Genomic DNA, 14638 nt, shown 5'->3' with positions numbered 1-14638 from the left:
AATTAAATTGTAAAATAGAAAAAGACGACCTTGCCATTCAAATAGTGAATGTTGAGTCGTCTTTTTTGTTTGTTTTAGGATCTTTGCCCCATTATTTTATATCTATTAGTTTTAGTATTCTTTTTAGATTCACAGTAAATATAGTCACGGCACCTTGTAATTCCATGCCAATTAGACCCGAGGATTCCGCAACATCGTACCCGTGTCTGTGTTTTAATTCGCTATTTTTAGCTTCTATTTTATATCGTTCTTTTGATTTTTCCTTAAAATAATCACTTTCTTGGAATTTTGCTTGTTCGGTATGATCATTTGATTTGATACTTACAGAGTAAGTCTTACTTTTCGCCCCTTCTTTATAACACCCTTCTTTGAAAGGGCATCGTTTACACTTTTCAATGTCAAAGAAGTATGTGTCCACTTGATTAGTAGCGACTCCTTTTTTTCCTCCTCGCGCTTTCCTTATAGCCATATGTCCAGCTTTACAAACATACATCCCTGCATCTTTATTGAATTCAAATTCATCTTCTTTTTTTCGAAAACCTTGTGTTACAGAAGGGTTTAACTTGGCTACTAATTTTATTTCCTTTTCTTTTGTGTATTCGATATTACCTTTTTCTGAATAGGCTGTATCACCAATAACCGTTTCAGCTTTCATTCCAGCTTTGATACTTTTTTCAATCAGCGTTTCTAATTGCTTTCCATCATTCTTTTCTCCAGTCGTAACGGTTGCGGCGGTTATAATTCTTTCTTCACTCATGGCAATGTGTGTTTTATAACCAAAAAAAGAAGAAGCAGCGGTTTTATGACCTACTTTTGCATCTTTATCCTCGGAGATCTGTAAGTGTTCAATATCGTCAGTAACGGTTTCTTTTAAAAGGTTTAAAGGCTCTTTCACCTTTGGATACTGGGTTAGGCTGTCTTCTTTTTCAATTACATCGATGAGTTTTTGACAATAGTCGATTTCATTTTCTAAGACGTCTGTTGTATTTTTAGTGGGAAATTTATCTCTCATTGTTTCGTCTATGGAATAAATAGCTTTTCTTAACTTCTTAGAGCGATCCATTAGGATTTCCCTAGGTGATTTCTGATTGTAGCGAGCTTTTGTATGGGTGGCATCCACGATAATGGATTTACTTTTGATGATTTCTTTCTCGATGGCAATTTCTACAGATTTATTAATAAGCATGTCTAATAGGTTTATATCTTTTAAACGAAGTTTTCGAAACTTCGTTAAAGAACTTGGCTCCATTACTGGCTCTTCCGGGGCCATATGAAGAAAATATTTAAAGGACATGTCGTATTTTGAACGTTCGACAACGTCAACATCAGATAAGTCATAGATGGTCTTTAATAATAAATATTTGAACATACGAATAGGGTCGATAGCGTTTCGACCATTATTATGGCAATATTTTTCCTTAAGTTCATCATAAACAAAAGAAAAATCGACCAAGTCATTTAGTCTACGTAACATATTATCCTTTGGAACAACTAAATCATAAATACCCATATAAGGACTTAGAATCATGGATTGTTGATTTTGTATCATAGTACCCACCCACTTGAAATTGATACTTATAATTATACAGCAAAAAAAGGTATAATTCCCTCAGATTATGAGGTATTATACCTTTTTCCATTAATTAGGGGGACTTTTTCAGTGCCCTCCAAAAATGGTGGGGATATTTTTTATATTGGCTGCCGTAACGGCGATCATCGGTCTCAAATTATACGATCCTATCTTAAACGGTCAAGATTACCTCATTAAAGGTTCCGAACACGCAAATTTGGTGATAATTGGGGCTATTATGGAGTTAATTCTTGTCGCATCTGCCATTGGCACCTCAACTACCATGTTTCCATTTTTAAGAAAGTATAATGAAACGATAGCTCTATGGCATGTTTTCTTCCGATTTCTTGAAGCGGTTATTATTACGGTTGGAGTAATCAGCGTTCTATCCCTATTAACCTTAAGCAAGGAATTTGTTGCAACAGGAGCGACTAATATCGCCGCTTTTCAAGCATCAGGAACATTATTAAAAGCAGTTCATGATTGGACATTTTTGCTTGGCCCCAATTTCATGCTCGGGATAAACACTATGATGTACAGTTATATCTTTTATAAATCCAAGCTTGTTCCAAGATTTATACCAATCATAGGCATGACAGGGGCAATTCTGGTTTTTGTTGCTGCGATATTAGAAATGTTTGGTGTCTTTCCACAAATTTCTGTTTGGGGTGGAATCATGTCTCTGCCAGTAGCAGCAAATGAAATGATCTTAGCTGTTTGGCTTATCGTGAGAGGATTCAATGAATCTGCACTTGCTTCTTTACCTATAAAAAGGAGAGCAGTTTACTAGAAAACACCTATTTTAAATGAAACCTATTTTTAGTCCACAAACGAAATAGTCTTTGCTACTGATAATTAGATCAGTAGTTTTTTTACATAACGGAGTGTACTATTATTTCGGATATTTAGCTATAGTCAATGAACCACGTAAAGATAATAATGAAAAAATTCCTTCGTGGAAACAAAATGATCACAAAAGACGTATGGTTAAATAGTTTTATAATCAAAACACTTTATATTCGTATTCTTGAACTATTCATCTAAAAAATTTTCAACAAATTAGGGTTTAAAAATAGTATAATATTTCGTATTCCTAAATTACGTAATTATATATTCTTTCTTATTCATTCAAAAAGGATGTGAGTTTTGTTTGGCTAGTTTAAGTGGTTCGATTCTGAGACAGCCATCTTTCGCAAATTATTGGGTTTCACGAATTTTAACTTCTATATCATTTCAGATGTTGTCTGTTGCGATAGGATGGCAGATGTATGCGTTAACCCATGATGCTTTCAGTCTAGGGTTAGTGGGTCTTGCCCAGTTTGTACCGATGGTGCTTTTGACATTAGTGGTAGGGCAGGTTGCAGACCGCTTTGATCGCAGAAGAATTGTGAACGTGTGTCAAATTATTGAGGCTCTTACTGCTGGATTGCTTTTATATGGAAGTGTCGCCGGCTGGTTATCCAAAGAGAATATTTTGGTGGCGGCAGCCATTCTTGGAGCATGTCGTTCTTTTGAAGGGCCGGCTTCTTCAGCGTTACTGCCTCAACTTGTACCAAAGAAAATTTTGCAACAAGCAATAGCATGGACTACTTCAGCGGGACAAACGGCGCAAATAGTTGGTCCATCTCTTGGCGGGGTGCTTTATGCATTGGGCCCGGCATCCGTTTACATAACCGTTACCATAGCGTTATTGGTTTCTACTATTCTTACATTCTTTATACGCTTAGAAAGGACATTCCAGAGGTCATCGGAACCTGTCACCTTGCGTTCGATGCTGATGGGACTAGTGTTTGTTTATCGTCACAAGGTTATTTTAGGTACGATTTCACTGGATCTTTTTGCCGTATTACTTGGTGGTGCAACAGCGCTATTACCGATATTTGCCCAAGATATTTTACACACAGGTCCTTTAGGGCTTGGGTTAATGCGGACTGCTCCAGCCGTTGGGGCATTAATCATGTCGATGGTACTGGCATATTATCCTCTTAAAAAAGCATTTGGGCCTATTCTTTTTGGAGCATTGGGAGTTTTCGGACTGGCCACCATGTTATTTGCTTTATCAACGAATCTAATTATTTCTTTAGTAGCTTTATTAATTATCGGAGCTTCTGATGTGGTAAGTGTTGTGATTCGATCCTCTCTCGTTCAACTACAAACTCCGGATGAGATGAGAGGACGGGTGAATGCGGTCAATTCTTTATTTATCGGTACTTCGAACCAGCTTGGCGAGTTTGAATCGGGTACATTGGCTGGACTTATTGGTACTGTGCCTGCCGCGTTCATTGGTGGAGTAGGTACGATTGTAGTTGAAGGCCTATGGATGCTATTATTTCCATCGCTTAGGCGTATACGATCTTTATCGGAAAGTTAACATATCGACCAATTTTTGCTATACTATTTTTGAAAAACGTACTGATTCATTAGTAGTATTTTTGTTCGAAAGGAAATCTCTTTATGGTTAAAGATAAAAGCATCGAAGTAACGGGAATCATTGAAAAAAAAGAAGAAAAAGGTTCTGCAGTGTTGAAAATCAATGATACTCCCATCGCAAAGGTTTTTGAAACGCTAAATGACCAATATGTTTCTATAAAGATTTTTGTACATCAATCGGAAAGTAAGCAATTAATTCGAACTTATGAAGGACATGCCGAAATTTATTACTTTGAAGGAAAGCAATTATTTTTTAGCGGAACAAAGTATGTAAATGATTTTTTTATTGATGATGAGGATGTCATTGAAACATTGGAAGAATTCATTAATAGGCATGTAACGATAACCATTGACATATTAGACTCAAACATAAAAATAAAGAAAAAAACACTTCCTCCATCGTATTTAGTATGATGCAGGAAGTGTTTTTATTTTGTTATTATTGTTCCGCCAACCAAATGACATAAAACCCACGCTAATACATTTTCGGAAAACAAAAAGCCGATTTTCCTAAGCTAAGGAATTTTGGAATGTATATATTATCTTCGAAGTGTTCGTAACAATTCTAAAGTAGTTGCTTGCTTAAATTAATACTTATACTCTCTAAGGAAGTCGATATGTTCCCAATCAAGGGGTGAAATATGATGTAAAAGTTCTTTCCGCAACACACCTTTCTATTTTTTATATTTTATTCCTTCTGCTTAGCGAATAAAATATACGTTTTGTCGGCAGTTGTATCCCATATAAAAAGTCGGTTCTGTAGCGTACGGGAATCCGACTTTTTTTTGTTGAAATTATCCTTTGCGTACAAAATTTCCGAAATGTTGGCGATATCCCTTGGATAAATTTTCGAACTAGATTGGTATAAAAGTTCACGGAATAATCTAACTTCCATGAAAGTGCTTATATTGTAAACAACTGGTATAAAAAAAGTGAAATTTATATGAATAGGTATAAAAAAGATTGAATATGTATTAATTGGTATTAAAAACACAGAAATTATTGAGTTTGGAAGAAGGGGACAACATGTTAAAAAAGGAACAGATTGCTGCAATGAGTGTGCAGTATGTCCAGTACTCATTGGACTATACGATTGACTCTTTTGCTTAAATGCGGAGTTAAAAACATTGAATTTTGGGGTGCTGAGCCCCATTATTTCAGATTAAATTATCTTACAAGATATGAGGCTAGCAATAAGCTTAGAAAGATCAGCAAGCAATTGGAGGAAAGTGGAATAAAGGTTGTCATGTACACCCCGGAAACTCTTGCATATCCTTACAGCTTTTCTAGCCCGGAGGAGAGTGTAAGAAATCGGACGGTTGAATTCTTTGATATGGCTTGTAATGATGCATTGGAGTTAGGATGTCATCGGATTTTTATGAATACAGGTTGTGGACTTCGAGATGTTGAACGAAATATTAGCTGGAATTATACAGTGGAAAGTTATCAAAGAATTTGTGATATAGCAAAACGCTATGGTGTGGAATTAGTGCTGGAACAGTTACAACCATATGAAAGTAACCTCGTAACGTCTTTGAAGGATGTAAAGAATATGCTTCGCGATGTCCAGCGTGAAAATCTCAAAGTCTGTTTGGACGTAGTGGCAATGGAAGTAGCTGGTGATACGATACATGACTTTTTTAGTCAATTAGGAAATAACATCGTACATATTCATCTATCTGATGAAAACCATGAAATCTTAGGTAGTGGCAATTATTCTATTAATGGGTATTTAGACTACCTTTCAAATGTTGAATATAATCAATATGTTTCATTGGAAATTAATGATTCCATCTACTGGAAGGATCCCCACACTTCTCTGAAACAATCTGTGGACTATCTTAATGATAAATATTTCTGTGGAGGTGTAGCGAAAAAATGAAAAGTGTTGCGGTAATTGGTGATAATTGCGTGGACTTCTACTCACATTTAAATCGCTACTATCTCACAGGTAATATCGTCGATACTGGAATGAACCTTGCGCAACTTGGAGTCCCTACATCCATTCTTACTACTGTTGCTGATGATGAATATGGCAAGGAAATGCTTCAATGCTTTAAAGAGCAAGGTCTCAATATCTCTCATGTAAAGGTTGCCCATGGGGATACTGCCATAACCTATATGCAACTGATTGAGAAAGAGAGAATTCATGGGGATTATTTAGAAGGTGTTCTGGAGGATATGGTTTTTGATTCAGAGGATGTTCATTTTGCCGCTTCTCATAACGTTGTTCACTCCGCTTATTGGGGGAAGGCAGAAGGTGTTTTACAAGACATAAAAAAGGCTAATCCGGAATGTTTCATTAGTTTTGATTTTGCTGATCGGCTTGAGAGCCATTTGGTTAAGGAATTAGATGGTATTGTGGATATTGGTTTTTTCTCCTATCGAGAGAAAGATGAAAAAATAATGGATTTTTTAAAGGAACGAATGAAGAATGGAATGAAAGTTGCTGTAGCTACTTTCGGTGAAAATGGTTCTCTAGCTTTAAGCGAGAATCAAGTGTATGAAGCCGGAATTGTAAAGACTGAGGTGGTAAATACGGTAGGTGCTGGAGATAGTTTTATTGCAGGCTTCCTCTCGTGTTACATAAAAAGCGGAAATATTGAAAGATCATTGCAAGAGGGAGCGAAATTAGCAGCATATATTATATCCATTTTCGAACCTTGGGAGAACAAGAGATAGGCAGAATATGAATAGGGAGAATTATTATGTTATCTATTGATAAAAACAGTGTTGATTTTCTCATTACAGATACTATGGTAGATGAGGTAAAGTTTTTGTTAAATGAAAAGGTAAGTGAGATTGACCATATTGTTCAGGAAATGAAATCTCGTGAGATTAATAGAGTCTATTTTGTCGCATGCGGATCACCGTTATGCGCATGTCAAACGGCTCAAATTCTTTTTGATAGGTATTCAAAAATTATCTCTAAGTCCTACAGTGGCTATGATTTTTTAGATCAAACTCCGTATACCATTGATAAGCATACGCTTGTAATTGGGGTAAGTGATTCAGGAACGACGGAAGAAGTTTATCAGAGTATTGACCTCGCAAGACAAAAGGGCGCGATGACTTTAGGAATCTCGAAGGATGGGAAGGGTGTGCCTCTTATTGATCATTCTGAGTATGCAATTGGTTATCAAGGACACGCGATTTGGCAAATGCATCTCTATTTAACCTATCTTATTACGTGCAAATACATTCAGAAAGTAGAAGGTGAAAAAAAGGAGCTTACTGAGATTTTGAAACAGCTTCATGAGTTGCCGGATATTTTAAAAAAATTGGTTCAAAATCAGGAAGAACATGCTAAGGAATTAGGTATTAAGGCAAGTAAGCACGCATTTCTGTACACGGTTTCAGCCGGAAATCTACTACCTTTATCCTATAAAGAAGGTATTATCACCATGCTGGAATTTACGAGAACCCATGGATGTCAACTAAATGCTGCTGAATTTCGTCATGGACCTTTAGAAATGGTGGAGGAAGGCGTACCATACGTATTTTTGTTGGGAAATGATGAATCGAGGCATACGGTAGAACGCGCCTTAAATTTTGTAAAGAGATTCACTAAAGATGTGATTGTCTTTGATGTAAATGATTTAGGAGTGGATGTTCATCCAATGATTACTCCGCTAGTTTTATTCGTTCCTTTAGAGTACTTCTACTATTATCTGTCCATTGCAAAGGATCATCATCCAGACGACAGAAGATATTATGGTGGAAAGGTGAAATATTAAAAGGGGGGAAAAGCAATGGAGTTTGGAATGTTTACTTCCGGTTATCAAAGAAATCCAATTGAGAATGTTTTTGCAGATGCCAAGCGCTTTGGTTATGATTACGTAGAGTTATGGGGTGGTAGACCTCACGCCTACCCTTTTGACTTAAAGCAATACGGTGCCTGTGAAATAAAGAACCTAATGGAAAAGTATGAGATGCCAGTAAGAATCTTCACCCCTGAAATGAATGCCTACCCATATAATATGATGTGCGGCACAGAGCAAATGAGGGTTGATTCGGTGGAGTATACAAAAGCTGCTATGGATGTGGCCAAGGACATTGGAGCGGAATATACGTTAATTTCAGCAGGGCATGCAGGGTATCAAGCCACTCAAAGGGAAATTGATGAAAAACTAGATAAGAGTTTAAGAGAATTGATCGACCATGCGGAAAAAATTGATCATAAAATTATTTATGAGCCATTAACGACCTTTGAATCCAATGTGACAACGAATGCAAACCAAATGAAAGAAGTATTAGATCGGAATCATTCCCCCTATTTAGTGGGAATGGTGGACATTGTGGTTCCTTATATTCAAGGAGAGAGTATCATGGCTTACTTTGATAAACTTCAAGACAAGATGGTGCATATGCACATCATTGATAGTGATGGCCATAGTGAAAACCATATCGTTCCAGGGGAAGGAAACCTGCCTCTTTCGGAATTAATGCATGAACTTCAAAGTGTAGGGTACGACAAGACCATAACAATAGAGCTGGTAACTAATTATCTCAATGAACCAAGATTCTATGCAAAAAGAGCGCTCCATAATCTGAAGAGAATGCTAGATTAGGGGGAAGGCCATGTTTATTGATATACACGTTCATCCCAATTTTTATGAAGGAATTGATCGGGGAAAGGATATTTTTGCTTTGAGACAAGAGGGCCTCAATATTCACAAGAATTCTATCGCAACGATTCAACATGTGAAAAATCAGATGAAATGTGCAGGACTAGATAAGCTCTGTCTGCTTGCACAGGATGAATCCTCTATTTATGGTCAGCCTTTAGTGTCTAATCAGGAAGTGGCAGATTTAATCAATCAAGCACCAGAATTATTTTTTGGATTTGCCAGTGTAGATCCTTTAACCGACAAATGGGAAGAAGAACTATACTTTGCATTTCGAGAATTGAAATTAAATGGATTAAGCCTAAATCTTTCAAAATTAAAGATTTACCCAACAGATCCTTCACTAAGAAAATTATATGAAATTTGTCTGGAGGAAAACAAACCAATCCTCTTCCATAGCGGATGCAGCTATGAAAAGAATACCATCAGCAAATATTCACACCCATTGGAGTTTGAGGAAATAGCCGCTAACTATTCAAAGCTTCGTATAGGCCTTGAACATTTTGGTTGGCCATGGGTGAAAGATACAGCCATGTTACTGTTAAAGTATCAAAATGTGTATGCAGATACAGCTGCACTATTTTTTGACAGTGCATCAGAGTTTTATCAATCTCTTTTTACAAAGGAGCTTGAACTGACCTGGGTAGAAAGAAGTTTAAGACATCAGATTATGTTTGGGAGTGATAATCCCCGTTTTGAGCAGATCCGAATGGCCCACGCATTAGAAAAACTTGGTTTATCAGAGGAAACTTTAAAACTTATTAAAGGGGAGAATGCCATGGCATTCATGGGGATGACACATGACTAAACAAGTTTTCCGTAAAACCATTTGGACAGATAAGTATTTGCAGATGGTTAATATAACAAAGCAAATTGAAGAGGTGGTACAGTCAAGTGGAGTGCAAAATGGCTTCATTACTGTTCAGTCCATGCACACGACTGCCGGAATTACCGTCAATGAAGGGCTTGAATGTTTGGAACAGGATATTCATGAGTTCTTAAATAAACTAGTACCTGAAAACGCTTCCTATCATCACGCTAGGCTTTTGCCCGACTACGGATCGACTGCTGGCAATGCAACTGGCCATCTCAAGGCGATGCTCGTCGGAAACCATTGTCATTTTCTGATTCAAAATGGAAAGCTGGAAAAGGGATCTGCACAGGATGTCTATTTATACGAGTTCGACGGTCCATCGAAACGAACATATTGTATTATCCTAGAGGAGTTTTTGGAAGGGGACTTATAAAACTTATCTAGTGGAGGGAGTCATATTGCCGAAGAAAAAAACCTTTAATCCCAAAAATGAAATAGTCGAAATGGTGGAAGCGTTTATGGAAGAAAATCAATTAAAAGAACATGAAAAACTTCCTTCTGAAAGATTCTTATGTGAAAAATGGAATATTAACAGAACGACTCTCCGAAGTGCTTTAGCGAGACTTATAAAAGAGGGGAAAGTTTATTCGGTTTCTGGAATTGGTTATTTTGTTGCAGAGAAGAAGCTTATTAGAAACCTTCAGGATTTGCGGCCATTAATGGAGATTGCGAAAGAACAAGGGAAGGGGCTAAAAACCGAGGTCTTAAGCAGTCAGGTAGTGAAAGCAGATAAAAGTATTGCAAGAAATTTAGAAATTGAAATGGGTGATGAAGTAATGGAGTTAATTCGTCTCCGTCACCTTAAAGGAATTCCTGCTCTACTTGAGTATAGTTATATTAATCTATCGGTAGCAAAAGGTATTGATGATTACGATTTCAACACCCATTCACTCTATGACATGTTAGAAACAGTCTTTCATATTAAACCTTCTGCTGGTACACAAAGAGTGTCCATTAGTTATGCAACAAAAAATGAATCCCAGTTGCTACAAATTCCAGAAGAAACGCCCGTTTTCTTTTTGAAAGGTATTACGTATAACGAGGGACAGAAAGCCCCTTTTGAGTACTTTAAATCGATTATTCGTTCTGATCATGTGACGTTTTTCTCAACGTTGAGAAGAAAGGAAGAACAGGGATGAAATTGGTTTCAGTTGGGGATAATGGTTCAATTTTTAGGAAAAAACTGTGCAGGCATACTCAGGCGGTAATGCTGTTAACGCAGCTGTATATTTCCGGAGGCTAGCTACGGGGATCATGAAAGTGAGTGTATTATATGTATAAATTTAAGCAGCAGTATCCTATTTATGTACAATTGCGTGATATTTTGAGAGATCAAATAGAAAATGGTGTGTATTTGCCTGGAACAGCAATCCCATCTGAAAAAGAACTGAGTGAGAAATATGGTGTCAACCGACTGACTGTTCGAACAGCAATTGAACAGTTGATGAAGGAAGGGGTTGTCAAACCAATTCAAGGTAAGGGTGTTTATGTGATGGGAGAGCGAATGAACAGAGATCTTGACACACTGTCTGGTTTTTCTCGCACCATTCTTGAAAAAAATAGTAAACCCAGGATTCATGTTCTTAATAAAAAACTTCGAAACGCAGGGTTAAAATTCAGTAAAATTTTTGAAATGGACGAAGAGGATGAAATTCATTACATCAAAAGGGTGTGTTTTGCTGATGAGGAACCAATGTCCATTGATGAAATCTTTGTTCCCAAAGTGATTTTGCCTAATTTGAATGAGCTTAATGTATCTGATTTTTCCATTTACGATCTCTATGATTTCTACCATATAAATGTAACAAATGCTCATCAAACTCTTGATATTGTCACATTGGATCAAAATGAATCCAGACTGCTTAACATCGATACTTCACAGGCTGTATATTTGTTTACAAGCATTACTTATGCAGATGAGAAGATTCCAATTGAATATGCAAAAACTTATGTCCGTGCGGATCTCTGTCAATTTACTGTTAAGTTTAGTAACTAAAAGAATGTCGTATATGTTTTTATGAAATGAAAACTTAGACCTTTCTGAAAGCGATTACAATAGCGGGTTATTCGAGTAACGAAAACATTGGGGAAAAGGGACAAAAATACTCTTTGATGTCAGAAATTTGGCAATATTTCTCTCTAAGGGGGTGAGACCATCTAGAAAAACTCTTATTTGAGGGTTGGAAAAAATGTTTATTTGAAAGCTATTCCATAACACATTGTTGGGATTGACCGTGTGGTTGTCGAGACTCTAGTTTAACTTAAGGAGGAGTTCTTAATGAAGGTTGCTGTTTTAGGTTCGGGACTGATGGGCAAAGAGGTAGCACGGGATTTAGTGAATAGCCCAAATGTTCAAGAAGTGGTCTTGGCGGATGTTGATCTAGACAAGGCTGAAAGCGTATGCAGTCACCTAGATAGTAATAAATTAAAAGCTGCCTATGTAAATGCTTCAGACGGGGAGCAATTGGGTGATTTTATGAAGGGGTTTGATGTAGTTGTCAATGCCTTATACCTGACCTTCAGTGAATTTGTGGCAAAGAACGCAATAAGGGTTGGAGTCAATATTGTTGACTTAGGATGTTCAAATATTGAAAGAACCCTTTCCCTTGATGAGGAAGCAAAAAGGGCAGGCATTACCTACATATCCGAGCTTGGTGTTGCACCGGGTATGGTAAATATCTTGGCTGGATATGGAGCCAGTAAATTGGATACGGTAGAATCGATTGAACTTTTTGTCGGAGGTATACCACTTAAACCTGAACCGCCTTTTGAATATAATGAGGTTTTCACCATGCGAGGGGTTTTCCAGGAATACACTAAGCCATCAACCATAATACGTGATGGGAAGGTAGTACAGGTTCCCTCTTTATCAGGTATTGAAAAAGTGCATTTTGAAAAATTTGGTCCACTTGAAGCCTTTTACACTCCTGGGACGTCTACCTTGCCATTAACCTTTCCAGATGTAAAACATCTGAGTTATAAAACGATTCGGTATCCGGGGCATGCTGAGAAGTTTCAACTATTAGTGGATCTAAACTTAACACGTGAGGATTATGAAATTGAATATAAAGGCCAGAAAATAAATCCATCGGAAGTACTATTAAAGGTATTAGAACCAATCGTTGATCTTCGCGACAAAGAGGATGTCTGTTTATTGAGAGTACGCGTAGGGGGTGTATTAAACAATAACGATGCGGTAGCTGAATACGAAATGGTCACCTATTTTGACAGAAAAAATAAAGTCACGGCAATGGCACGTTCAACAGCTTACAGTATCTCGGTTGTCGCACAAATGATTGGAAATGGCTTAATTGATAAACCAGGTGTTTTTGCACCAGAACAAATCGTTCCAGGGGATGTTTTTATGAAAGAAATGGAAAAACGCGGGGTTGTCATTAAAGAGAAAGAACCTGAAATTACTAATAATCTTGTAAAAAACTAATTTAAAACATACACAGCTTCATCTAAATACTGGACATAAGACTGCTGGGAATTATTCATTTACGGGCATGATCACTTAAGAAGTTAATCGTGTCCGTAATACGAAATGGATTAAAATACGCGTTTAAAAATTAAATTAATAGGTGAGGGGAAATGCGTAATGGTAAAACCAGCTCAGTCACTTCCATCAGAAGAAACATCTTCCACAGGGCAGCTTAAGAAAGGACTTAAGTCACGTCATATGGTGATGATCTCCATTGGCGGGGCAATTGGAACAGGCTTATTTCTGGCAAGTGGTGCAACGATTCATACGGCAGGTCCGGGTGGAGCACTCTTGGCGTATCTTATTATAGGTGCCATGATCTATTTCGTTATGACATCATTAGGAGAACTGGCAGCATTTATGCCAACGAGTGGTTCTTATAGTACGTATGCAACACGCTTTGTGGACCCTTCTCTAGGCTTCGGTTTGGGGTGGATCGCTTGGTATGGTGCAGCAATAACCTTGCCAGCAGAGCTTTCCGCGGCAACACTTATTATGAAATTTTGGTTTCCACACAGCCCATCAATATTGTGGAGTGCATTATTTCTTTTACTTATCTTTTTAATCAATTATCTTTCTGTTAAAGGTTTCGGCGAAAGCGAGTATTGGTTTTCCATCATTAAGGTAGGGACAGTTATTATTTTCATTGTTATCGGTCTTCTAATGATTTTAGGCATAATGGGTGGTGAAGCGGTAGGTTTTAAAAATTTTACAGTCGGTGATGCACCGTTTCATGGGGGCTTTCTGGCAATTTTCGGTGTTTTTGTGGTGGCTGCCTATTCTTTTCAAGGAACAGAAATAGTAGGAAACTCTGCAGGGGAGAGTGAGAACCCAAGAAGAGATGTTCCAAAAGCGATTCGAAGTATATTTTGGCGAATTCTATTATTCTACGTACTTGCAATCGCAGTAATTGGCTTACTTATTCCATATACCAGTGATCGATTACTTAGTGAAGACGTCTTGGTAAGTCCGTTTACTCTTGTTTTCGAAAAGGCTGGTTTGGCCATTGCGGCATCAGTTATGAATGCAGTTATACTAACTTCCGTTTTATCCGCTGGAAATTCATTTCTTTATGTTGGTACTCGTATGCTCTTTGCATTAGCGAAATTAAAGCAAGCACCTAGATTTTTAGCGAAAGTGGATCGACGTGGTGTACCGATTTGGTCACTTCTTGTCACGACCCTTTTTGGCGTATTGGTATTTTTCTCGTCAACATTTGGAGATGGGAAGGTTTATTACTGGTTGCTAAATGCATCTGCCATTTCAGGATTCATCGTCTGGATTTTTATTGGAGTTTGCCATTATCGCTTTCGGAAAGCATATATCGCAAAGGGCTATTCACTCGACGCATTACCTTACCGGGCAAGATGGTTTCCCTTGGGCCCGATATATACCATCGTTATATGTGCTATAGTCGTTTTGGGACAAAATTATGAGTCCATTCTTTCTGGACATATTGATTGGGTGGGCATGCTGGCTACGTATCTTAGTGTTCCGTTATTTCTTCTAGCTTGGTTTATTTATAAATTTGTGAAGAAAACAAAGTTCATTCCACTTGATAAAATAGAATTAGAAGAAAAGTAAACACGAAACCACTTAGGTTCTATTGTACCATCTTCTCTCGGGAAGGATGTAGAGCACAGCATAGCTTT

Annotated in this window: 14 protein-coding genes; 13 read left to right on the top strand and 1 reads right to left on the bottom strand. The window is 37.5% G+C overall.

Annotation, left to right across the window (positions count from 1 at the left end):
• Positions 1-91: 91 nt before the first annotated feature.
• Entirely contained in the window at positions 92-1549 is a 1458-nt protein-coding gene (locus tag NSQ59_RS13705) for an IS1182 family transposase (RefSeq protein ID WP_340831752.1), read from the bottom strand.
• A gap of 124 nt (positions 1550-1673) precedes the next feature.
• Here NSQ59_RS13705 and NSQ59_RS13700 point away from each other — a divergent pair, with 124 nt between their 5' ends.
• The 13 genes from NSQ59_RS13700 to NSQ59_RS13640 all read left to right on the top strand — a co-directional run bounded on the left by NSQ59_RS13700 (position 1674) and on the right by NSQ59_RS13640 (position 14570).
• A complete protein-coding gene (locus tag NSQ59_RS13700; protein ID WP_340831749.1) occupies positions 1674-2360 on the top strand; it encodes a DUF4386 domain-containing protein in 687 nt (228 codons plus the stop codon).
• A gap of 360 nt (positions 2361-2720) precedes the next feature.
• Positions 2721-3941 (top strand): MFS transporter, encoded by a 1221-nt coding sequence (locus NSQ59_RS13695; protein ID WP_340831748.1) that lies wholly within the window; start codon positions 2721-2723, stop codon positions 3939-3941.
• 83 nt (positions 3942-4024) lie between these two features.
• On the top strand, positions 4025-4414 hold the full coding sequence (locus NSQ59_RS13690; protein WP_055739870.1) for a hypothetical protein: 390 nt from the start codon (positions 4025-4027) through the stop codon (positions 4412-4414).
• A gap of 652 nt (positions 4415-5066) precedes the next feature.
• Positions 5067-5882 carry a sugar phosphate isomerase/epimerase family protein gene (locus tag NSQ59_RS13685; protein ID WP_200915578.1) on the top strand — a complete coding sequence of 272 codons (816 nt, stop codon included), beginning with the start codon at positions 5067-5069 and terminating at the stop codon, positions 5880-5882.
• A complete protein-coding gene (gene frlD / locus NSQ59_RS13680; RefSeq protein ID WP_055739869.1) occupies positions 5879-6682 on the top strand; it encodes a fructoselysine 6-kinase in 804 nt (267 codons plus the stop codon). The genes NSQ59_RS13685 and frlD overlap by 4 nt, the downstream gene beginning before the upstream one ends.
• Before the next feature lie 26 nt (positions 6683-6708).
• Complete coding sequence (locus NSQ59_RS13675) at positions 6709-7737, top strand: SIS domain-containing protein (protein ID WP_055739868.1); 1029 nt, start codon at positions 6709-6711, stop codon at positions 7735-7737.
• 15 nt (positions 7738-7752) lie between these two features.
• Positions 7753-8571: a fructoselysine 3-epimerase gene (frlC, locus tag NSQ59_RS13670; RefSeq protein WP_055739867.1), complete on the top strand. Its 819-nt coding sequence runs from the start codon at positions 7753-7755 to the stop codon at positions 8569-8571.
• A gap of 10 nt (positions 8572-8581) precedes the next feature.
• Positions 8582-9436, top strand: a complete 855-nt coding sequence (locus NSQ59_RS13665; RefSeq protein WP_055739866.1) for an amidohydrolase family protein — start codon at positions 8582-8584, stop codon at positions 9434-9436.
• A complete protein-coding gene (locus NSQ59_RS13660) occupies positions 9429-9875 on the top strand; it encodes a secondary thiamine-phosphate synthase enzyme YjbQ (RefSeq protein ID WP_055739865.1) in 447 nt (148 codons plus the stop codon). Before NSQ59_RS13665 ends, NSQ59_RS13660 begins: the two co-directional genes overlap by 8 nt.
• Positions 9876-9900: 25 nt before the next feature.
• Positions 9901-10641 carry a GntR family transcriptional regulator gene (locus tag NSQ59_RS13655; protein ID WP_055739864.1) on the top strand — a complete coding sequence of 247 codons (741 nt, stop codon included), beginning with the start codon at positions 9901-9903 and terminating at the stop codon, positions 10639-10641.
• A 134-nt stretch (positions 10642-10775) separates the two neighbouring features.
• A complete protein-coding gene (locus NSQ59_RS13650; protein WP_055739863.1) occupies positions 10776-11498 on the top strand; it encodes a GntR family transcriptional regulator in 723 nt (240 codons plus the stop codon).
• Between the two features lie 282 nt (positions 11499-11780).
• Complete coding sequence (locus NSQ59_RS13645) at positions 11781-12944, top strand: saccharopine dehydrogenase family protein (RefSeq protein ID WP_055739862.1); 1164 nt, start codon at positions 11781-11783, stop codon at positions 12942-12944.
• Between the two features lie 159 nt (positions 12945-13103).
• The gene (locus NSQ59_RS13640; protein ID WP_055739861.1) at positions 13104-14570 is read left to right on the top strand and encodes an amino acid permease; all 1467 of its coding nucleotides are present in this window, start codon (positions 13104-13106) and stop codon (positions 14568-14570) included.
• Positions 14571-14638 lie beyond the last annotated feature (68 nt).

The organism is Margalitia sp. FSL K6-0131, from assembly GCF_038008735.1.
GTDB classification, from domain to species: Bacteria; Bacillota; Bacilli; order Bacillales; family Bacillaceae_C; genus Margalitia; species Margalitia shackletonii.
This window is presented reverse-complemented; position numbering and strand designations above follow the sequence as displayed.

Excerpts from the sequence above, each read along its gene's own strand:
- NSQ59_RS13705 (WP_340831752.1), bottom strand. The coding sequence starts at position 1,549 with ATGATACAAAATCAACAATCCATGATTCTAAGTCCTTATATGGGTATT.
- NSQ59_RS13700 (WP_340831749.1), top strand. The coding sequence starts at position 1,674 with ATGGTGGGGATATTTTTTATATTGGCTGCCGTAACGGCGATCATCGGT.
- NSQ59_RS13690 (WP_055739870.1), top strand. The coding sequence starts at position 4,025 with ATGGTTAAAGATAAAAGCATCGAAGTAACGGGAATCATTGAAAAAAAA.
- NSQ59_RS13685 (WP_200915578.1), top strand. The coding sequence starts at position 5,067 with ATGTCCAGTACTCATTGGACTATACGATTGACTCTTTTGCTTAAATGC.
- frlD (WP_055739869.1), top strand. The coding sequence starts at position 5,879 with ATGAAAAGTGTTGCGGTAATTGGTGATAATTGCGTGGACTTCTACTCA.
- NSQ59_RS13675 (WP_055739868.1), top strand. The coding sequence starts at position 6,709 with ATGTTATCTATTGATAAAAACAGTGTTGATTTTCTCATTACAGATACT.
- frlC (WP_055739867.1), top strand. The coding sequence starts at position 7,753 with ATGGAGTTTGGAATGTTTACTTCCGGTTATCAAAGAAATCCAATTGAG.
- NSQ59_RS13665 (WP_055739866.1), top strand. The coding sequence starts at position 8,582 with ATGTTTATTGATATACACGTTCATCCCAATTTTTATGAAGGAATTGAT.
- NSQ59_RS13660 (WP_055739865.1), top strand. The coding sequence starts at position 9,429 with ATGACTAAACAAGTTTTCCGTAAAACCATTTGGACAGATAAGTATTTG.
- NSQ59_RS13650 (WP_055739863.1), top strand. The coding sequence starts at position 10,776 with ATGTATAAATTTAAGCAGCAGTATCCTATTTATGTACAATTGCGTGAT.
- NSQ59_RS13645 (WP_055739862.1), top strand. The coding sequence starts at position 11,781 with ATGAAGGTTGCTGTTTTAGGTTCGGGACTGATGGGCAAAGAGGTAGCA.
- NSQ59_RS13640 (WP_055739861.1), top strand. The coding sequence starts at position 13,104 with ATGGTAAAACCAGCTCAGTCACTTCCATCAGAAGAAACATCTTCCACA.